We start from the raw sequence: 21856 nt of genomic DNA on the forward strand, positions 1-21856 counted from the left end.
CCCTATTGTAATAAGTAGTTCATATTAAACGAAATACCCCAGGTTGCAAACCCACCAAATACTTTATTATAATCACTCTCAGGACTCCAAACAATACTACCACTATCTGTATAGAAAGTCTTTGCCATGTAGAATGAAATTGGCATTATCTGGTTTGTTATACCTAAACTACCACCAATGGAAAATTTAAAATCATCAATATTAAAATCTGACTCATTTTCATCTCCATTCCATAGGTTCGCACCTTCAACAAAAAGTGATGCACCAAACATCCCAGGAACAATAGGAACATTAAGCTCCATTTTTAAATCCAATAGTGCAGTACCATCTCGCTCTTGCTGCCAACCACGACCAACAAACATTCCATCTATCATCGCAGTTTTGTCTCCTTCTGGTAGGGCCATTCCAGGTTTATTAAAAATTCTTGTATAAGCTGCATGGAGGTTTAAAGATAGAACTAAGTTCCACGCTTCATTTACTGGTGTATCTAATAGTTTAAAATAGAAGTCAACGTTTGATATACTTTTAATATAGTCTGATTCCCGCTTAAAAGGAAGAATACCACCAATTGATATATTTTGAGAGAACCCGTAACCTGTTGTAGTACCAATAGGTGTATCCCTTGCATCTAAAATAAACCTTGTCCATACTCTATCTGAGAATACCCACTCTCCTACTGTCCTATCCCTATAAATAGAATTAAAAGGGGTTATATTCTCATCATAAAATAGAGTATCCATGGAAGATGTAAAACCTGCAGAAGCTCTTAAACGACCTAGATCTGTGTACCAAAGATGTCCACCTGAGAGGGCAAGGGAGATATCATAAGTTGTTAAGTCAGGTTCACTAGAACTAATAGAAGAACCATCTGAAATCCATTTATCATAATCAGCATAGGAGTCAACTCCACTTAGAAGTGGATACTCTTTACCATCATTACCTTCACCGTCTAACCCATCATCAGTTCCACCTAGTTGTAGAATATCACTTTTTGAGTGGGAGAATGATAGAGAACCACCCCCAAAGAACTCTGAGTTTAGAATTCTTGGTTCACTATACTCTAGGGAGAAGGATTGAGTATCAACACCTAGATTTAAAGATCCACCAAATGTTCTTCCCATACCCATAAAATTAGTATCTTTTAAACTAAAGGATAGTGCTGGTTCAAAGTCGGCTCCAGAGACAGTAATCCCACCCATAAGGTTTAAGGTTCTAGCTTCTTCAACTTCAAAAACCAGATCCATATTTCCACTCTCATTTTTATTAAGCTGGGGAATAGTATTTGTAAAAATTGCTGTACTCATAATATTACTCATGGCTTCCCAAACTTTTTGCCTACTAAAAACATCTCCAGACTCAATTTGAATCTCTCTTAGAATAACAATATCCTTTGTTTTTGTATTACCTGTAACAGAGATGGTACCAATGTGTGCAACACCCCTTTCTACAATAGTAATAACATGGGAGATTATTTTATTCTCTTCATCTATCTCTACTTCATCATGAAAACTATTCTCAATATAACCGTTGTCATAATAGAGACTCTGTATATTAACAAACCTTCTCTCATGAAGACTCTTATTATAAACTTCTCCATACTTTAAAAATTCAAACTTATCAAACTGTGCATCTGTGTATATCTCATTACCCTTATACGTTATACCACCATATGTATAGACATCACCCTCTTCAATAAAAAAATCAATGGTCATATTTTTTACATTTTCTTTGCTCTCATCATCCTTTAGAGTTGTTTTTACATCTACAACCCTTGCCTTTATATAACCGTTATTATGATAAAGCCCTTCAATTTTAAGAATATCACTTTGAATAACATCCTCTTTATATACACCATCTTTAAACAGAGACTTTTTCTTTGTATCTATTAAAGATCTAAGTTTACTATCCGTTGTAAAAATATTATTACCATGAAAGTTTATCTCTTTAATAAGAGTTTGATCACCTTCATTTATATTAAAGGTTATTAATAATGAGTTATCTTCAGGGATACTCTCCTTTTCTACCTCAACACTTACATTAGGATAACCCTTTCCATTATAGAGTTTTATAATAGAGTCTTGGGCTCTTTTAACTTTAAAATCTGAGTATATATCCTTGGCTTTTATCATTATAGAACCAAACAGCTCTGTTTTCCCAAGGGAGTTTCCTGTAAAAGTAATTTTTGAGATAGATGGGGACTCTTGAACTTGAAACACGATAACCACACTATTATTATTTTCATCCCCTGGTTTTGCACTAGGAACAATAATTTCAAAATAGTCTAACTCATACATTAGAGTTTGTAGTTCTAAAAAGAGTTCATCTGAAAACTCTTGTCCTATATATTTACTAACCACACCGTTTAGTTCATTTTTATCAATATTGTTTAAGCCCTCGAACTCAACATCTACTATAGTTTTGCCCTGGACCCAATTGTTATCTTCCTGTGAAAATAAAAACATTCCTGTTGAAATAAAAAACAGAGATACTATTAAACCTATTTTACTCATTAATTCTCCTTAATTAACCCTATTGGGGATTATAAATCCACTCTATAGATAAACCTAATTCTGGTTCAAATATGTAGTTATCAGACATTTTGGGCTCCATACTTAAACCTAATTGAAAATAGGGAGTATATAGTGTTAAACCTAAATTTACTCCTAAGTTTAACTCCTCATTTTCATATATAGAACTTATAGAACCCTTTACAAATAAATCATCTGTAATAAAATTTCCAATTGTTAAACTAGTATTATTTAACATTTGTGATAGATTATATACGGATTCACTACCTTCATCAAATGAATTATTTGTAATGTTGAAGATGTTTGGGAAGGTTGTTGTTAATAGTGAGGATATAAAACCTGACTTTATTTTAACATCATCTACCCCAATTAGGTCTTTTATTCCCTCTTCCACTGAAGTAGTTATATATGATGTTAAAATTTCATCAACTACATCAGCTCCTAATAGAGATAGACTATCTCCTACAAATGCAAGTCCTACTAAACTGCTTATATCCTCTTCTGTTTTAGTTGGATCATTTGATGAAAATGTTGGTTTAAAATCTGAGAAGAAACCACCTTCAAAGGTTAGAAGGACCTCAACCTGTCTCTCATTATCATCTAATACAGTTTTAGAACCAATTATTTTTAAGTAGGGGTTAATCTGATCTTTTGATAAGTTCAAAATAACCTCTCCCTCTTTTAAAACAAAGGGTTTACCAGAGTAGTCAACTTCCCCATTAATAATTGAAATTCGACCTAATACATTAAACTCCCCTGAAACTGAGTTATATTTTACACTCATTTTATCCCCAGGCTTTAATGTTGCATCTAATATAGGGAAGTTTTTATTTGGCCAATACAATTTATTATTTGCTCCAATTTCAACATTTAAGTCTAACTCAATACCTGAACTACTCTCTTTAACACTCTTAGAATCATCTTCTGTTACATTAATTATCTTTGTATAAAACTCACTATTTTGTATATAGGCATCGCCAGTTATTATAGAGCCTGAATTATCCCAGAAATAGGATATTTTTGGAGTATATAGCCCAACTTCTGTTACAATATTTCCGTAGGGATAGAGTATAGGAATGCTTCTATTTTTATCTATCTTCAGCTCAAAAAGCATGGATTCTGGTACTAACTCCCTTAAAACAACCTCACCGGAGAGAGAAATACCACCCCCACCTTCAAGCTCTACACTACTTGGCAACAGAGATATAACGTTATCTACGAAACGTAGATTTATCCTTGTCTCCCTAATTTCATCAGGAATATAGGAGAGATTAAACTTAGTATCAGCCCATAATAGACCATTTATTACCGGGTCATTTACTGGGCCATGGAGGTTAAACTGTCCATATAGATATAGGGACTGTAAATCTACAATATTAGGAAGAAAGTTATTAATAAATCCCCCATCAAGAACAATATCCTTAAATGAAAGGTCTATATCTCCATCATTTACGTAACCGGACATGCTAAGATCTGCAAAATACGGATTACTAATTTTTAGGTTTGTTAAACCTGTTTTATGGGAGTGGATAAACTTTAGGTTTCGATCTATGGAGTAGATTTGAAGTGCGGAGATATTGTTAAAAATACGAAGGTTTTTATTACTAAAGAGAGTGCTATCATTAACTACAAAATCAAGTAGTGTTATACTCCCATTAATATCCTCAATTATATTACTATCAAAGGAGAATATATCCTTAACAGGCTTTATAGAGAGGTCAATAGCTATATCCGATGACAGGTTTAAATTACTACTCGTATTACTAAAATTAGCCTTTCCTAAAATATCCCCTGTAAAGAAGTTATACGTAATTAGAGGGATACTTAAATTATTATTATTAAATTTACCTGTTAAATTTAATAATGTAATTAACTCCTCGCTAAGTTTAAACTCTACACCTAAGCTAGATATACTTGAGTTATAAAAAAACTCTTTTGCATTAATTGATCCATCACCACTAAATTTATTATCTTTTTTCTCCAAATTAACATTAAGATCACTTCTACCCTTTAAACCTTGAATTCCTAATCTGTCTAATAAAAAGTTTTTAATATTTAAATCGATAAAGAGATCCTTAAGATCAGGGGTTATTAGGGAGTTAAGGTTGTATTCCTCACTATTTTCCCCTTTTAAGTTACCTAAAATGGAGATGTAACCACTCTCTGTAAAATCTATATTAAATCCACCTCTTAACGTGGAAATATTATCCGTTATAGAGAAGTTAGATATATTTAAGTTTTTATTTGAACCATCTAAGGAGAGATTAACAATTGGATTAAAGGGTAAAATATCACTTTTAAACTCTCCAGAGAAAGTTGGTACCGATATTAAAAAACTATCATCCTCTAAAAGAGCTAATTTACCAGTTAAAGATGTTTCAAGATCATAGTTCCTATACTTAATAGGGAAATTATCAAGGCTTAAGTTTATAAATTTCGAATCCTCAAACCAGTACTCAAAATTAAGCCCATAGGAACCTGTTGCTTTTATATTATTAGGATTTATACTTACATCTACTTTATACTTATTATCATTAATTAGGGAGTCAACTTTTAAAAAGAGAGTATCATCTATTTTTTTACCATCTATTCTTCCAACAAAACCGATATCATCTAATCGAATATCTAAACTATCTAGACTAAAGTTACTATTATTCCCCCTTACTTCTCCAGATAGAATTGGTGAGTTATCATAGTCTTCTAATATAATATCTTTTACATTATAACTAATATTATTATCCCTAATATTAAAATCACCGGTTAAGGATAATTTGTTATTTAAAAACTTATCAAATCCTTTAAGAATATCAATATTTTTAAAAAGATCTAGGTTTAGATCCTCTATGCTTAATGATGATGTAATACTCTTGTCCATTTTATTATAGTTTCCAGATATGTATAGTTTCTGCTTAGAATCTTCCTTGAGTGCCTGAAAACTAATATCAGTATCGTCAATATATATAACAGAAGAGATATTACTTATTTTAATACCTTCTGTAAGGATATAGTCAAACTGGGCATTTATAAAGTTATTATTAACAACATCTAACTTTATATTTGAGTCAAATAATACCCCTTGACCTAAATTAATACCCCTAAGATATACCCTACCATTAGGGAACATATTTGTTAAATTTAAACCACCATTAAACCCTAGGTAACCTAAATGGGTGTAGAGATTAAGGGTTTTAAATGTAACATAGCTTAGGTCTCCAATAAGATTAACCTGGGCCCTAAGAGGTTTACCATCTACAATATCTGGTGTATTTAATTCACCCTTACCACTATAGATAAAAGTTTCATTTATAAGATCGTATGCACCCTTTACACTACCGGAGAAGTTACTATTCATTATTTGGGGAGGAATTAACTCTTTATCATAGGGTTTAAATACATCATTTATATTAAATTTATCAACATCAACTTTAAAAAACATCTCAGACTTTGGATAGTCGTAGATAAAACTATTTTGTGATCCCTTTAAATCCTTAATATAGATGACTAAACTATCAATATTAATTCCAAGGTCTAAATCTTCAATTACACCTATATCAGAAGATGTGTTTCTAAGTTTTAATTTTGAGTCTAGATTAACTATACTATTCTCTAAAAAACCTGAAATAGAGATATCACTATATATATACTTAAAAGGAGTATTTAAATCTGAATTAAAGGTACAGTTTGTTTTTAAATTGAGATAGTATCTTTTATCTCTAGCAGATATTGAGCCCTTAATATTTGAGAGATCTAAATTAAAATCTCCCCATGTTAATAATCCATCAATATTTTTTAAAAATAGTTTGGTTGTTATTATTGGATCACTAATGTCACCACCTTTAAAAAGAGAATATATCCACTCATCCCCAAAATTTAACCCTACATTTCCATCCCTTAAATCAATAGAGGAGATAAAGTCACTATTTCTACTTTTTAAAAGAACACTTCGTAAAATAGTAAATAGATTAAGCTTAACTGTAAATTTTGAGACATTTACAAAGTTATCCCCTTTTATGTTATTTATTTTAACGTTATTAAGGACAATGGAGTCAAATATTAGGGGGGACATACTATCATACTTTATCTCTAACCCGCTATTATGTTCTAAACTCTCTATCAAACTATCCTTTTGGGAGGAGATCTCATCCTGTATTTTATTTAAACCTGGTTTAAAAACAAACAGGGTAAAAAATATTACAAATAGTAGGGAAAAAATCTGTATTATATGATTTAAAAGACTATTTTTTATAGACAATAAATATTTCCCCTCTACTTATATCACTACTAGCACTAAATTTAAATTTTGTTACGTATTGAATAATTAGTATATCAAACTCTACAGAACCAGAACCAGGCGGTATGATATTTGGACTATAGACTTCGCCCTTACTATTTACCATAAATTCGACCTTTACTCCAACACCTGTAAATGATTCTTTAGGGAATTGTGTAAAATCAATTACTGCATTATTAACTATCTCCCTATTATCACCATCCCAGGTTATATTTAGATCTTCACTCTTTTCATCCTCAAAAAACAAATCTAAGGGTTTTAATTCCTCTAAGGAGTTCTCAAAGTTTTTTATATCAAAACCAAAGTTTTCACTATCTAAATTATCAGTTATAGAGCTACTATTTATAACTAGATCTGGGCTAATATCTATGAATTCATCTAAATAGTCACTCTTCTTGGGTTTTGCAACAGTAGTTGTTATACTAGTATCAACCTCTTTAATATCGACTGATTCTTTATTAAACTCACTACTATCCTCTATAATTTCTTCTTCTTTTTTAATAAGTTCTATTTTTATTCTACTATCTTCCTCAACCTTATTATCCTGAGGCAGATTAAGTAGTAGGGCAAACAATAGTATAAGATGTAAAGAGAGGGAAATTATTAGAGGATATTTTAAATTCATAACTTATTTACAATTAGTGAAATATTATCAAAACCTAGGACTTTAACTCTATCCATTATGCTCATTAAAAAGTCATAGGAGATCCCCTTGTCACCCTCTATTATAATTATAGGGTTACTATTTGAACCTATACTTTGTAAAAGTGCTACGGAAAATTCAGACTTTGTTGTTTCAACTTCATTTATAAATATTCTATTCTCTATGGTCAACACTATATGGGACTCTATATCCCCTAGGGCTGAACCTGTAATTGTTTTAGGAATATCAACCTCAATAGCTCTGTTCTCTGTAAAACTACTATTAAGAACAAAAAAGATAAGAATTAAGAACATAATATCTATTAGGGGTGTAATTAATAAAACACTCTCATCACTTAGGGTTGAGTTAAGTTTCAACTATGACTCCTTAGCTGCTAATATTTCAGATGAAGAACTCTCCATAGAGCTTATATGCCTTTTTATTATGGATATGTAGATTGAGTAAAATAGAATTGCAGGAACTGCTGTTATTAAACCTGCAGCTGTTGTTATTAGGGCTTGGGAGATACCGCCTGCCAGAGTATAGGGGTCTGAACTCTCTGATATCATCATATCGTAAAATGTAAAAATCATCCCTATAACTGTTCCAAGAAGACCTAGTAGTGTAGCAACATTTGCAATAGATGATAGGTAGGGGACAAACTTCTCCATTTCAAATATTTTACGCTGACCAAAGGCTTCAACTTTATGGGAGAAAACTTCTCTATTGCCTTCACCAAGTAGTTTGCACTCATACCTAAGAATATCAGCAGTGGGGGATTTATCATCTTCTATGGTTTTTAAAGCTTTTATATAATCCCCTTTTAGTAGCTCATTTAGTGATTTATTTATCTTTTTTTGACTTTTAATTCGTATTGAGTAGAAGTAAATAGCCTTATATATAATTAGGGATAATGATATAACAGAAAGAGTTATAATAGGTATTAATGCAATGATGTTTTTTAAAAGTAATTCTTTCACTTATTTCCAACCTTATATTTAATATAAACCTCAAGGGAGTCATCTGTATGGTCTAAAGTATATCTTATATAACTACCAATGGCTAAATCCTTAATAGATAATTCAAAATTTAGATCGTACATATTTGGTTTATAGATGTTTAATGAAATTATAGATGTTAAATCATCTTTAATAAAGCTACAATTTAACCATATATAATCCAGGAGTAGATTATAACTTTTATTAACATTAATACTAATACCTGAACCAATAGAGAGTTCCCTATTAAAGTTAAAGTTAATAGATGGTTTATAGTTAAACTTTTTACTAATAATGTTAGTATTAAAAAGTAGTTGTAATTTATCAAGGTTATAATTTAAGTCTATATACAACATAGGATTAATGCCTATTAGGCTTAAACCTAATATTATATTTTTATTCCCTACTCCTAGGGAACCATAAAAGTTATTGTTAAGTGAGTAGCTCAAATCAGTATAACTATATAATCCATATTTTTTTTCATACTGCAAATTAACTATAGAGTCACCTTCTAGGAATGTATAATCTAAGCTCCAGTTCTGGTTAAAGTTACTGTTTTTACCATAGATTGAAAAAAACTTATCCTCTGTACTAAAATCAGCCCCAAGAGTAATTGGCAGCCTATAATCCACATAGTGACCTTTAGCATTAAAAAGAGGATCTATTATGGTATAATCTATATTTATATCTAAATAGTAGGGATTACTTAAATACTCTACTCCATAACCTATTTTGTAATCATCTATATTTATTGATAAAAGATAGGTTTGGTTTATTTTAAACTTATTAAAAAGATCAGTTCTAAGAAGCTCATTATAATAAACATAAGATATTTGTGATGGAGACTCATCCCTTATATATGGGGTTTCTAAAAGATTGGTATAATCTTTTACACTTAACTTATTTATAGCCTGTATAGGAAAAGGAGGTAGAGGGTAATCAAATGTATTAAATTCCTTAGGGATTGTTATTACTAACTCTTCCGTGTATATTTTTCCAATAGAGAATAGGTATATAATCAGTATTATAAAAATCTTGTTTCTAGCTATATTCACTATTTTTTATTCTACTTAAAAGAGGTCATAATGAAAACAGAAGTTCTTAAAAATTTTATAGTTCTAGAGGGTTTAGATGGAGCAGGGACAACAACTCAGCTTAACAGTCTAACAGCAAAGCTTATAGAGGATAATTTAACAGTTTTTAAGACATTTGAACCAACTGATCAAAACATTGGTCGACTAATACGAAGTGTTCTACAAAAAAAAATCTCTTTAGAGGCTAAAACTATTAGTAAACTCTTTGTAGCTGATAGGTATGAACATATATATGGTAAAGATGGTATAATAGAGCATCTAGATAATGGTGAGTATGTAATTTGTGACAGATACCTATTTAGCTCCCTAGCATACCAATCTCCAGATTGTGATTTTGACTTTGTATATAATATAAATAAGGATTACCCCCTACCTGAATATCTATTTTTTATATCAACTCCTGTGGAAGTTTGCCAAGAAAGATTAGATAAGAGGGGGGATGAGAAGGAACTATTTGATGCTAAAGAGTTTCAAAAACAAGTAGTATCTTTTTACAATAAAGCCTTAGAAATATATAAAGATTCTGGTATTAATATACAAATTATTGATGGAAACAAATCACCTAACGATATTACTAATGAGATCCTAAATATAATACGATAATAAATAGATGAAGAAACTACTGCTTTTTATATCTCTACTCTCAATTTCCGTATCTACTTATTCATATAATATTAAGTATTTAGAAGGATTTTACAACTTATATGTAGAGAGTTTCTATGGGTACCCCCATGATGTAAATAGAAATATATTCTACCTAAAGTCCGCACTTAGTGCTCCTTTTAGTAACCCTTTATACGCTATAGCTAAGATTGAAGATGAAATTCATTGGGAAAAATATAGGTACTTAATGTATATGCATATAAACCTTAAATTAGTAGACTCATTTTTACAACTAGCTAACAGTTTAGATAAACACAACGCCTATTTTTACAACGCTCCATGGAAAGAGTATAATATTAAAAGTCTAAATGAAGCCGAAAAGTACTATCTAGAGGCTAAAAAATATTGGGTAGATGCCCTAGAGTGGTCTAGTTTAGCCAATGCTGATAAGTTTATGTTTTTATATGTAGAGGATATTATAACCTTTGAAGATGAGTCATTTATGATAGAGAATGGGGATTTAGATTATAATAAGATAATTGATAAACACTTAAAAAGATTAAATGAAGTTAGAACAAAATTTGAAAATATGGATGAAAACACCTATTAAAAAAGCAGGTACAAAGGGTACCTGCTATATAATTATTTTTTAATATTTCTAGTAGCAACATCAAATATAACTGCACCAGCTAAAACAGCACCACGAACAATATATTGGGATGAGATATCAATTCCCATTAGATTCATACCACTAGTTAAAGATGTGTAAACAATAGCACCAATTAAAGAACCAACAACACTACCTACTCCACCAGCAGCTGATACACCACCAATATAGGCTGCAGCAATTGCATCAAGCTCTAATAGGGTACCTGCTGTTGTAGTTGCAGATTGCAGTCTAGAAGCAAATAACATCCCTGATAAACCAGATAACATACCCATAGAACCAAAAACTAAAAATGTAATTTTTTCAACATTTATACCACTTAGTTCTGCAGCTTCTGGATTTCCACCTACAGCGTAGATATGCCTACCGATAACAGTTTTTTTAGTTATAAAATTGTAGATTGCTACAACAACTAAAACTATAACAAGTGTCCATGAAAGACCATTATATCCAGCTAAAATCCATGTAACAATACCTAATATAAGAACAATAAAAGCTTGTTTTAATATAAATACATCTGTATTTACTACTTCAAAGTTATACTTAATTTTACTATTTCTTGCCTTAATTGAGCTATAAACTATAAAAACCATGGCTAATAGTCCTAAGAGAAGTGTAGTTTTATGCATTTCAGGGAGAAAAACATCCGATGCAAATAGATCTGGAATAAAACCATTACCAATAGCATTAAAAGCTTTATTAGGAATTATAATAGTACCTGTTTTTAGTGTTACTAATAGAAGAGCACCTCTATAAATTAACCAACCAGCTAGGGAAGCGACAAAGGCTGGTATTCCTAGCTTAGCCACAGGATAGGCTGTAAGTAGACCTGCAAGTAGACCCAAAATAAGAATGCTAGGTATTACTATAAATACAGGAATATTCCAAAATGCCATTGCTATAGCAGCAACTGCACCTAAGAATCCAGATAAAAACCCAACTGATAAATCTATATGCCTAATAACAATAACCAATGTCATACCTATTGCTATAATTGCTATATAACCTGTCTGATTTAGTAGATTACTAATATTCCTAGGAGATATAAAAATACCATCTGTTAAAAACGTAAATAATACAATTATTACGAAAAGTGCTATAAACATACCATAATCTTTTATATGCTTTCTTAAATCTGCTCCAAGACCTTTAAATATCATAAAAATACTCCTTAATTTGTTGCTAATTGCATTATGTTTTCCTGGTTAGCCTCAGATATAGGCTTCTCACCAGTAATTCGACCTTCAGAAACAACATAGATTCTGTCACTCATTCCTAAAACCTCAGGTAGTTCAGAAGATATCATAATTATGGACATCCCTTTTTCTACCAAATCATTCATAAGTGTATATATTTCAAACTTAGCTCCAACATCGATACCCCTTGTTGGTTCATCTAAAATCAATACATTTGGCTTAACAAATAACCACTTTCCTAATTGAACCTTTTGCTGATTACCACCACTTAAGTTATTAACCAGTTGCTCAATAGATGGAGTTTTAATTCTAAGAGACTCCTTATACTCTGTTGCGATCTTTATCTCTGCATTAGTATCAATAACTAGACTCTTTTCTAACTCTTTTAAGTTTGAAATAGATATATTTTCCATAACACTTTGCTGAAGTATTAGTCCATTGCCTTTTCTATCTTCAGAGACATAAGCTAGACCAGCTTCTATAGCATCCTTTGGATGTTTAGCCACAAGCTTAGCACCCTTTAAGATTAAGTCTCCATTTAGTTCATATTTGTCTGGGTTTCCAAAAATGCTTCTTGCAAACTCAGTACGCCCTGCCCCCATTAAGCCCGCAAGACCAATAATTTCACCCTCTTTAACATTTAGGCTCATATTATCTAAAACTTTTCGTCCATTTTTATCTGTTGCTGTCCAATTCTTTACTTCTAATAGTACTTTATCTGATATTTTATGGCTCCTAGGTGGATAGATATTATCAATTTCCCTTCCAACCATATTTTTGATTAATATATTTTCTGATATTTCTCCAGCCTTTGCATCTAGAGTACAGATTGTTTGACCATCCCTTAAAACAGTCACTGTATCTGATATAGCAGTAACCTCTTTTAATTTATGTGTTATCATAATTGATGTTACACCCTGTTTTTGAAGATCCTTTAATAACATTAATAGGTTATCACAATCATCTTCATTTAATGCAGCAGTTGGCTCATCTAAAATTAAGAGTTTAACATCACGACTTAGAGCCTTAGCAATCTCTACTAATTGCTGCTTTCCTACCCCTAACTCCTTTATTTGAGTCTCAGGGTTAATATCTAAGCCTACTTTTTTTAAAACATCTCCAGCCTGTTTAATTGTTTCATTCCAATTAAGCACACCATTATGATGTATTTCATGACCTAAAAAGATATTCTCATATACAGACAATTCAGGAATTAATGCCAACTCTTGGTAAATTATTGCAATTCCTGCCTCTTCACTATCATTAATATGTTTGAATTCCTGAACTTCACCATTAAATACAATATCTCCACTGTAATTTCCATGGGGATAAACACCACTTAATACTTTCATTAAGGTTGATTTACCGGCTCCATTTTCTCCAACTAGACAGTGAATTTCACCCTCTTCTACACTAAATGTTACATCATCTAATGCTTTAACACCTGGAAACGATTTACATATACCCCTCATCTCAAGGATTATTTTCTTTGACATATTGGTTCCTTTATATCTGCTGTAAAAAAAAGGCAGTAGAAGAAGCTACCACCCTTTTATTCAATTTAAATAATCGATAAAAAATTATAGTCCAGTAAAATCACTTGCTGGGTAGTAACCACTATCAACTATAACTGCTTTTACATTTTGTCGATCTACAGTAATAACCTCAGTTTGTATTGCAGGAACATCCTTAGCACCATTTGCATAAGAACCTGTAGCTGTTGGAGTATTACCTTCTAGGAACTTAATTGCAGCTTTAATAGCATCAGCAACTAGGATTCTAACATCTTTTAAAACTGTCATTGATTGCTTACCATCGATAATATATTGAACAGAAGCCTTCTCTGCATCTTGTCCAGTAATTAAGTACTCTGTAACATCACTATCTGCTGCAAATGCATCGGCAATTGATCTTGCAGTACCATCGTTTGGTGCAGCAATATAAACTTTTCCTTTAGCAGAAGCAGGAGCAACTGTTAAGTTCGCTTCAGCTAGGTTTTTAGCAACATTAAAGTCCCAGTTAGTTGTAACTTGACCAATAATTTTACCTAATTCAGCTCTGCTTAATTTTGGTTTATTTTTAAGTGCTACAGCCTCTGTTGAGTTTTGAACTACAAAAGTACCGTCAGCAATTTTTGGTTGTAATACTTGCCATGCACCGTCGAAGAAGATAAACGCATTGTTATCACTTGCAGCTCCAGCATATAAGTATAAGTTATTTCCAGTTCCAGTTGCGTTATCAACTAAGTACTGTCCAAAAGCCTTACCTACAGATAAACTATCAAAAGTTACATAAAAATCAACTGATTCAGTATTTGTAATTAGTCTATCGTATGAAATAACTTTAACACCTGCATTATGAGCTTCGTTTGCTGCTGCCGCTGCTGCTGCCCCGTCATGTGGTGTCATAATTAGAACTTCAACACCCTTTGCAACTAAAGCTTCAACATTTGCTCTCTCTCTTGCAGAGTCACCCTGGGAAAATAGGATCTCAACAGAGTATCCCGCTTTTTCTAAAGCATCTCTAAACCGCGCTTCATCTTGTAACCATCTAGGCTCATCTTTTGTTGGTAAAATAATACCTACTGATAACTTTTTAGCACCTGATTCCATTTTTGCTTCACCATTGTTAGATGCAAAAAGTCCAGTCATTGTCATGGATACAATTGCTAATAACGCAATTCTTAAAAATAACTTCATAAAATCTCCTTTTGTTTTTTGTTATCTTAATCATTGATCTCTTTCTACAATTTAGATATAGGAGTTTTTTGATAAAATCTGTTCAATTATGATAAATAAATAAAAAGTTTTAGCTAATATAGCAGTATTATGACCACAAAAAAATGCTAAAGTCCTACATAGATGTCATTTTCACTATGGAAACTATCCTGAACTATAACTTCCATCATATTCTCTTTTGTTACTGGAATAGGGTTTTCTATATAGTATGGGATGCTTTTTTCACTCTGATTATTAATATACATATCAGGTTCTACCTCTTGGTTCTTTCCAAGGGATACAGCAACCTGGGCAGCTCTTTTTGCTAACTTTTGTATAGGTTTGTAAACTGTCATCATTTGGGTTCCCGAGATTATACTTTGACATGCAGCTAAATCTGCATCTTGCCCAACAACAGTTATTTCACCGGCTAACCTTCTCTCGGATAAAACCTTGATTGCAGCCTGGGCCATCATGTCGTTAGCCCCAGAGATAGCATCAATATCAACCCGATTTTCAAATATATTATTTAATAACATAAATGCCTCATCGTAACTCCACTCATTTAGCCAGATCTCTTCAACAATTTTAATTTTTCCAGATTCAACCTGAGGGTCTAGAATTTTATGTATACCTAGATTGACCTCAAAACTATTGTTATCATAGATAGATCCATTAACTATAATGTAGTTACCTGTAGGGGCACTAGAGAGTAGTGCTTTAGCCATATACTTACCTACTTCCTGATTATCAAATGAGACATAACCTGCCAATGGAACCCCATTTATTAACCTATCATAGGACAAAACAGGTATCCCTTTATCATTGGCCTTTTTTATAACATCAACTAGATTATTTTTATCCCTGGGAATAACAACTAAAACATCAATATCTTGCTTAAGAAGGTATAATATTTCTGAAATTTGATCATTTCGATTGTCTGTAGACTTAGAGAATATAACATCTGCATCTAACTCGTTGGCACTACTAGTAAATATTGAGATATCCCTCTTCCATCTCTCTTGTAGGAAAATTTCTGAAGATGTTGAGAAACCAATTTTAACCCTATCTTTTAACTTCTCCTCTTTTTCACTACAGGAGTTTATAACTATGGATATTAAAAAAATGTAGTATAGATACTTTTTACTCATTTCTAAACCTTCTCTCAATTGATGATGGGGATACACCCATATATTTTCTAAAAATTCTACTAAAGTAGTTTGGATCCTGATAACCAACCCTAAAAGAGGCCTCTTTAATAGTTACTTGTTCCTCTTTTAAAAGAGATATAGCCCGATCAATCCTATACTGATTAACATAGTCAATAAATTTCTTATTCATATGCTCTGTAAATAGACGGCTAAGATAACTTGCAGATACATTACACTTCTTAGCTACAGTGGATAGCTGGATTGGTTTATCAAACTGCTCTGTTATAAACTTAATGGCAAGTTTTAGTATTTTAGGATATGTGTTATTTTTAACAACTTCCATTAAGTCATAATACCGATCAATTGCAAAGTTACTCCAGGATATCCAATCATCCATATTATTAAGGGGTATAATCTGCTCTGAAGGGTCTATATCAAAGTTGTTATCCCTTTGTATAGCAATGTCTATTCTTTGTAACATTAGTGTATAAAGTGCTACTAATTTCCCCTTTGCTACAATAAAATCATAACTGTTAAAAATTGATGTCCAAAAGTCATTATAGATAATCTTACCATTTTCCCTCTCTGCAGTGGAGATCTCCCTATATATTAGTAATATTCTCTCATTATCATGGTCTTTTTTAATCTCCCCCATACTGTTTTTTGAAAGCTGGTTATACGCCTCGTTATAAGACTCAGATAGTTTTGAATATATCTTTAATGAACCTATACCCATCTCAATTTTAACATTGGTAATCTCAAAAAATATCTTTTGTAGATCCTCTGTTAACCTGTGTAGAAATCTATCCTCTGGGAATAGGGTTATAAGTTTATCTCCTATTTGAGTAGAGATTAGGTTATATTTATACTCTACCTTCTTAACAATCTTCCCATAAATCTCTTTTTTTAATGATGAGTTTACATCATTATCTACTACAAATATGTAAATTTTTGCACTATCACTTTTTATTAAGGAGAGATCAGCAAATATGGTCCACTCATCAATTGTTGGACTTTTCCACATTAGGGAAGTTAAAAACTCTTTTTGAAACTTTTCTCTTTTTTTAATCTTCTTGTTAAAACCTTCTAACTCATTATCCTTAGCCTCTACATCCCGGTCTAACTGTATTTTAACCTTTATTAGTTCATCTAATATTTTATTTTTTGAAACAGGTTTTACAAGGTAACTAAAGACTCCTAATCTAATGGCTTTTTGGGCTATATCAAATCGCTCATAGGCAGTAGATAGAATAAAAATAGTTTTAGGAAAAAGTGGTCTTAACTGTTTAATTACCTCAATACCATTTAGTCCAGGCATCTGAATATCCATAAATACAAGGTCAGGAGCCTGCGCCTTTATAACATCTAAGGCTTCTGTCCCACTTCTGGCTTTTCCACATAGTTTAAAATCAGTAACATACTTATTAAAAATGAAAGTTAAACTCTCTAATACTGGTTCTTCGTCATCAACAATTACAACTCTATACATGGTTCTACCTCTGGATCTATTTTAATAATTATATTTGTCCCATTACCAGGATTACTAATAATCTCTACAATTTCCTCTCCTGGATAGAAAAAGAAACATCTTTGAATAACATTTTCTAGGCCCATTACCTTTGAGTTTGTTTTATACTCATGGGTATGGGGTATAAGTAGTTTATCAATAACATCTGAAGACATACCAATACCATTATCCTTTACAGATATCTCTAAAATATGATCAACAACCCTTATTGATATTAAAACAGAGCCTACATTGTCACTATCCTTAAAGGCGTGGATAATAGTATTTTCTACTAGAGGTTGAAGTATCATAGCTGGACACTCAAAATCATCTAATATCTTTTCATCAATATTCATCTTAATATCTAAGGTATGGGGAAATCTAATTTTTAGGATATTGATGTAGGATAACATCCCCTCATACTCCTTCCGCAGGGGAACAAAAAACCGCTTCTCTCTAATGTTATACCTAAAAAGATCTGCAAGATTCTCCATATAATCAGCAGTTCTCTCCGCCTCTTCTATAATTGCTAATTGGACCCCAGTATTAATTGTATTAAATAAGAAGTGGGGATTCATCTGGGCCTGCATGGTATATAACTCCATTCTTTTTAAAACCTGCTCCATTTTTAAATTACTTAATCTTTGAGCCATTATATCCTTCTCTAGATCTTTTTGATGGTTTAACTCATCAATATAGTGTCTAATTCCATTTTTCATCTTATTAAATGCGATAGAAACACTATTTATCTCATCCACAGAGTCTATATGAATATCATCAAGTCTAAAGTTACCCCCAGATATCTTATCAGCCATATCTGATAACCTATAAAGAGGATTAGATATAGAGTTTACGTTTGCCATTAAAACAGAGAATGCAAGGGTAACAACTAATAAAATTAAAATTAAACTATATATCTGGATCTTTTTAAAAAGGATTAAAAAGTTATTATACTCAGAGAGTTGATGTCTAAATCCTAATAGACTTAGAGAGTCTATCCTATCTAAAATATAGTTATATAGTGTGGTTAACTCTTCAAAACCCCTAGAGTACTCTTCAACCTTTCTCCCTCTTTTTTCCTCTACTATATTTTCAACAGAACCTAAATAGCTATCTATTAAAAAATAGATCTCCCTTTTAGTTAGCTCCAATTCATTATTATAAATTGGTCGTTCTTGGGGAATCATAGAGCTTATATGTTCACTATTTTTTAGGATTTTAGATAGGGATTGGGTTGAAAATAGGCTTAAATATGATATTAGAGGTGCCTGAATATCCTTTAGTACACCTTCAATCTCTATAAAATACTGTTCATCTGTAAATCTCTGATTCGCTATTGTCTGAAGCTTTAGAGTATTAATTAGACTAAATCCAAAGGAGAATAGAGTTAAAATAATAGAGATAATAAATGTATAAAAAAGCCTACCCTTTAAAGAGTTTCTAATTTTATCTCTAATCACTGTACTTTCCATTTAACAATGAGTTTTTAGATATTAAATTGATACCTGTATCAACATAGGCAGAGGTATAACCATTTTTTTCTATCTCATCTAAGGCTAATACAGCACTATAGCCAATACGATAGGGATTTCTTACAATAGTTCCTAATATAATATCCTTACTTATATACTCTAGGATTCTAGAGTCATCTCCAAAACCTATAATCTGAACTTTTCCCACAAGATTATTATCAATTATAGCTTGGACTGCAACTAGGGTATCATTAGGGTCGGATAAAACGATTAAATCTATCTCTGGTGAGTTTTTAACAATCTCATAAGCTAACCTCTCTGCATCTAGAGGGTTTAGGTCTGTCTTTCTTACATAGAGTTTATCAACCTTATCTTCTAATACGGATTTTAATCCCATCTCAACTAAGGATCGTCCTGATAAAAGACCTGGATTTTTATCACTATAGATTAAAACAATATTGTATAGGTCTTTATTTGCTAATTGGGCTATTTTCCCAATAGCCTTTCCTGAGTCAAAATTATTTGTACCAATAAAAAAAGTAGTCTCATTTCTTACAATCTCATTCTCTAATTGTATTAGGGGAATCCCATAATTTGAAATTTTGTTAATTGAATCTTTTACCTTATCATCCATTCCATAGGGATAAAGGCAGATACCGTCAAAACCTAAATAGGGAACCATACCTAAACTTATTGGATCATCATCTATTGAAAAAAAGGAGATAGAACAGTCTAGGGTTTCACTTGCCCTAACAGCCCCCTCTTTAATCTGTTTAAAAAAAGAGTAGTCTTCTACCGGAAGGAAAAAAGCGTAGTGGGAGCTCTTTTCCTCCAAGGAAATTACACCACTATCTCTATAAAAGGGGCTTGATACCATAACTTTTATGGATAAAATTAACACTATTAAAAATAGTGATACAATAAATAGTGGAGCGTATTTTAAAAATAAATTCACATGTTATCTTAAATGCAGATTTTGTAATTGTCTACATAATTAACATTGCATCACCATAGCTAAAAAACATATAGTCACTATCTACTGCCTCTTTATAAGCCTTATCAATTAGTGTTTTAGTTGCAAAAGTAGAGACTAAAACTAGTAGAGTTGATTCAGGGGTATGGAAATTAGTAAACATCCTATCTACAACCTTAAACTCATAACCTGGTTTAATAAATAGATTTGTACTCCTTGTTCCTCTTAATAGTTTACCATCAACCCATGAAGACTCTAGGGTTCTTACTGAAGTTGTTCCTACAGCTAATATTTTTTTACCAGCTTTTTTAGCATTTTCAATTATAGTAGCACTCTCATCTGAAATATAGAAATCTTCATAGTGCATATCATGATCATCTAAATACTCTGTTCTAACAGGGGCAAAAGTCCCAAGCCCAACATGAAGTGTAACAAAGGCTATATCTGCCCCCTTCTCTTTAATTTTATCTAAAATATCCTGGGTAAAATGTAGGGATGCAGTAGGAGCAGCACAGGATCCTATCTCCTTTGAGAAAACAGTTTGATAACGTTCCGAGTCCGCATTATCATCACCTCTTTTAATATATGGAGGCAGGGGGATATGGGCGTATTGATCTAGATAGTCATCGTTAATATCAGTATCAAACTCAACAATACGATGATTTGTAGAGATAATCCTAGTTATTCTACCCTTAGCGCCACCTTCAAAGGTATAAGATCGCCCAACAACCTGTTTTTTAGCCTTGGAAACCATAACCTCCCACTGATTCTTTTCTGTTTTTGATAACATAAAGAATTCAACCTTACCACCACTATCATCTGTTGTAGCAAAAAGCCTTGCTTTTCTTACCCTTGAATTATTAAATACAACAACTGTATTATCATCAATATAATCTGTAAAATTCTGCATATTTTTATGCTCTATAGAACCATCTAATCGATCTATAACCATTAAATTAGCAGTACCCCTCTCCTCTGGGGGATATTGTGCTATCTGTTCTTTTGGTAAATCAAAAGAGTAATCGCTGATTTTCATGTAACTCCAATCCTAAATGTTTATATGCTAAAGGTGTTGCAACCCTGCCCCTTGCGGTACGTTTAATAAAGCCTTGCTGAATTAGGTAGGGCTCATAAAAGTCTTCTAATGAGTCTATTCCTTCTCCAACACTTATTGCCAATGTTTCAGCACCTACAGGTCCACCATTATATTTTGTAATTATAGTCTTTAAGATCTCCCTATCGTGTCTTTCTAGACCGTAGGAGTCTATCTCTAATCTCTTTAAACCCTGTTCTACAACCTTTGTTGTAATTATTCCATCACCAACAACTTGGGCAAAATCCCTCATACGTCTTAGAAGTCTATTTGCAACCCTAGGGGTTCCCCTTGAACACTTAGCCAGTGAAAAAGAAGCGTCTTTATCAATTTTTATATCTAAAATTCCGGCACTTCTTACAATTATATCCCTTAACTCTTCCTGGGTATAAAAGTTCATTCTAACATTTATTCCAAAACGGGTAAAAAGTGGACTTGAAACCTTTCCAGGTTTAGTTGTTGCTCCAACTAGGGTAAATTTTGGAATAGGTATCCGTATAGTTCTAGCTGATGGCCCCTGACCAATTATCCAGTCAAGTTCGTAATCCTCCATTGCCACATACAACATCTCTTCCACTGTTGGTTTTAGTCTATGTATCTCATCAATAAAAAAAACACTATTCTCACTTATTGTGGTTAAGAGCCCTGCTAAATCCTTAGGTTTATCCATAGCTGGAGCTGATGTAACCCTGGTTTCAACACCTAACTCATTGGCCATAATATTTGCAAGAGTGGTTTTCCCGAGTCCAGGGGGGCCATTTAAAAATACATGGTCTAAGGCTTCGCCCCTCTCTCTAGCTGCAGTTATAAATATATTTAGGTTATCTTTTATATCTTCCTGTCCTTGAAAATCCTCTAATAATTTAGGTCTTATTGGATTATCAAGTCGTTCAGTATCCTCATTAAACATAGCCTCACCAGAG

At 32.2% G+C, this 21856-nt stretch carries 17 protein-coding genes; 2 read left to right on the forward strand and 15 right to left on the reverse strand.

Translation table 11 applies throughout. The features are described 5' to 3' along the window. Positions 1–2 precede the first annotated feature (2 nt). The 6 genes from bamA to EW093_RS00640 are packed head-to-tail and all read right to left on the reverse strand — an operon-like array spanning position 3 to position 9515. A complete protein-coding gene (bamA, locus tag EW093_RS00615; protein ID WP_149566527.1) occupies positions 3–2510 on the reverse strand; it encodes an outer membrane protein assembly factor BamA in 2508 nt (835 codons plus the stop codon). 19 nt (positions 2511–2529) lie between these two features. Next, positions 2530–6780, reverse strand: a complete 4251-nt coding sequence (locus EW093_RS00620) for a translocation/assembly module TamB domain-containing protein (protein WP_149566528.1) — start codon at positions 6778–6780, stop codon at positions 2530–2532. Further along, on the reverse strand, positions 6764–7444 hold the full coding sequence (locus tag EW093_RS00625) for a hypothetical protein (protein ID WP_149566529.1): 681 nt from the start codon (positions 7442–7444) through the stop codon (positions 6764–6766). The genes EW093_RS00620 and EW093_RS00625 overlap by 17 nt, the downstream gene beginning before the upstream one ends. Beyond that, complete coding sequence (locus tag EW093_RS00630) at positions 7441–7839, reverse strand: ExbD/TolR family protein (protein WP_149566530.1); 399 nt, start codon at positions 7837–7839, stop codon at positions 7441–7443. The genes EW093_RS00625 and EW093_RS00630 overlap by 4 nt, the downstream gene beginning before the upstream one ends. Beyond that, complete coding sequence (locus EW093_RS00635; protein ID WP_149566531.1) at positions 7840–8442, reverse strand: MotA/TolQ/ExbB proton channel family protein; 603 nt, start codon at positions 8440–8442, stop codon at positions 7840–7842. After that, the gene (locus tag EW093_RS00640) at positions 8439–9515 is read right to left on the reverse strand and encodes a hypothetical protein (protein WP_149566532.1); all 1077 of its coding nucleotides are present in this window, start codon (positions 9513–9515) and stop codon (positions 8439–8441) included. The genes EW093_RS00635 and EW093_RS00640 overlap by 4 nt, the downstream gene beginning before the upstream one ends. A 30-nt stretch (positions 9516–9545) precedes the next feature. Between EW093_RS00640 and tmk the strand changes: the two genes are divergently transcribed. Beyond that, positions 9546–10157: a dTMP kinase gene (gene tmk, locus EW093_RS00645; protein ID WP_149566533.1), complete on the forward strand. Its 612-nt coding sequence runs from the start codon at positions 9546–9548 to the stop codon at positions 10155–10157. Positions 10158–10164: 7 nt separating this feature from the next. Beyond that, a complete protein-coding gene (locus tag EW093_RS00650) occupies positions 10165–10767 on the forward strand; it encodes a hypothetical protein (protein WP_149566534.1) in 603 nt (200 codons plus the stop codon). A 32-nt stretch (positions 10768–10799) separates the two neighbouring features. Here EW093_RS00650 and EW093_RS00655 read toward each other — a convergent pair whose 3' ends face one another. The 9 genes from EW093_RS00655 to ruvB form a co-directional block, all read right to left on the reverse strand. Further along, on the reverse strand, positions 10800–11984 hold the full coding sequence (locus tag EW093_RS00655) for a sugar ABC transporter permease (protein ID WP_149566535.1): 1185 nt from the start codon (positions 11982–11984) through the stop codon (positions 10800–10802). Between the two features lie 11 nt (positions 11985–11995). Beyond that, positions 11996–13516 carry a sugar ABC transporter ATP-binding protein gene (locus EW093_RS00660; protein ID WP_149566536.1) on the reverse strand — a complete coding sequence of 507 codons (1521 nt, stop codon included), beginning with the start codon at positions 13514–13516 and terminating at the stop codon, positions 11996–11998. Between the two features lie 84 nt (positions 13517–13600). Further along, complete coding sequence (locus EW093_RS00665) at positions 13601–14719, reverse strand: sugar ABC transporter substrate-binding protein (RefSeq protein WP_149566537.1); 1119 nt, start codon at positions 14717–14719, stop codon at positions 13601–13603. A gap of 146 nt (positions 14720–14865) precedes the next feature. Further along, positions 14866–15888, reverse strand: coding sequence for a substrate-binding domain-containing protein (locus EW093_RS00670; protein ID WP_149566538.1), 1023 nt, complete (start codon positions 15886–15888; stop codon positions 14866–14868). Further along, entirely contained in the window at positions 15881–17377 is a 1497-nt protein-coding gene (locus tag EW093_RS00675; RefSeq protein ID WP_149566539.1) for a response regulator transcription factor, read from the reverse strand. Before EW093_RS00675 ends, EW093_RS00670 begins: the two co-directional genes overlap by 8 nt. Then, positions 17362–18855: a sensor histidine kinase gene (locus EW093_RS00680; protein WP_187759766.1), complete on the reverse strand. Its 1494-nt coding sequence runs from the start codon at positions 18853–18855 to the stop codon at positions 17362–17364. The genes EW093_RS00675 and EW093_RS00680 overlap by 16 nt, the downstream gene beginning before the upstream one ends. Then, on the reverse strand, positions 18848–19822 hold the full coding sequence (locus EW093_RS00685; RefSeq protein ID WP_149566541.1) for a sugar ABC transporter substrate-binding protein: 975 nt from the start codon (positions 19820–19822) through the stop codon (positions 18848–18850). The genes EW093_RS00680 and EW093_RS00685 overlap by 8 nt, the downstream gene beginning before the upstream one ends. Positions 19823–19853: 31 nt before the next feature. Then, positions 19854–20876, reverse strand: a complete 1023-nt coding sequence (gene queA / locus EW093_RS00690; protein ID WP_149566542.1) for a tRNA preQ1(34) S-adenosylmethionine ribosyltransferase-isomerase QueA — start codon at positions 20874–20876, stop codon at positions 19854–19856. Further along, positions 20851–21843 (reverse strand): Holliday junction branch migration DNA helicase RuvB, encoded by a 993-nt coding sequence (ruvB, locus tag EW093_RS00695; protein ID WP_246745127.1) that lies wholly within the window; start codon positions 21841–21843, stop codon positions 20851–20853. Before ruvB ends, queA begins: the two co-directional genes overlap by 26 nt. Positions 21844–21856: the final 13 nt, after the last annotated feature.

Origin of the sequence: Thiospirochaeta perfilievii, assembly GCF_008329945.1 — a bacterium.
GTDB lineage: Bacteria > Spirochaetota > Spirochaetia > DSM-2461 > DSM-2461 > Thiospirochaeta > Thiospirochaeta perfilievii.

What these genes read in the sequence shown, in the direction of transcription:
- bamA (WP_149566527.1), bottom strand. Translation starts at nt 2,510, where the DNA reads ATGAGTAAAATAGGTTTAATAGTATCTCTGTTTTTTATTTCAACAGGA.
- EW093_RS00625 (WP_149566529.1), bottom strand. Translation starts at nt 7,444, where the DNA reads ATGAATTTAAAATATCCTCTAATAATTTCCCTCTCTTTACATCTTATA.
- tmk (WP_149566533.1), top strand. Translation starts at nt 9,546, where the DNA reads ATGAAAACAGAAGTTCTTAAAAATTTTATAGTTCTAGAGGGTTTAGAT.
- EW093_RS00650 (WP_149566534.1), top strand. Translation starts at nt 10,165, where the DNA reads ATGAAGAAACTACTGCTTTTTATATCTCTACTCTCAATTTCCGTATCT.
- EW093_RS00655 (WP_149566535.1), bottom strand. Translation starts at nt 11,984, where the DNA reads ATGATATTTAAAGGTCTTGGAGCAGATTTAAGAAAGCATATAAAAGAT.
- EW093_RS00660 (WP_149566536.1), bottom strand. Translation starts at nt 13,516, where the DNA reads ATGTCAAAGAAAATAATCCTTGAGATGAGGGGTATATGTAAATCGTTT.
- EW093_RS00665 (WP_149566537.1), bottom strand. Translation starts at nt 14,719, where the DNA reads ATGAAGTTATTTTTAAGAATTGCGTTATTAGCAATTGTATCCATGACA.
- EW093_RS00670 (WP_149566538.1), bottom strand. Translation starts at nt 15,888, where the DNA reads ATGAGTAAAAAGTATCTATACTACATTTTTTTAATATCCATAGTTATA.
- EW093_RS00675 (WP_149566539.1), bottom strand. Translation starts at nt 17,377, where the DNA reads ATGTATAGAGTTGTAATTGTTGATGACGAAGAACCAGTATTAGAGAGT.
- queA (WP_149566542.1), bottom strand. Translation starts at nt 20,876, where the DNA reads ATGAAAATCAGCGATTACTCTTTTGATTTACCAAAAGAACAGATAGCA.
- ruvB (WP_246745127.1), bottom strand. Translation starts at nt 21,843, where the DNA reads ATGTTTAATGAGGATACTGAACGACTTGATAATCCAATAAGACCTAAA.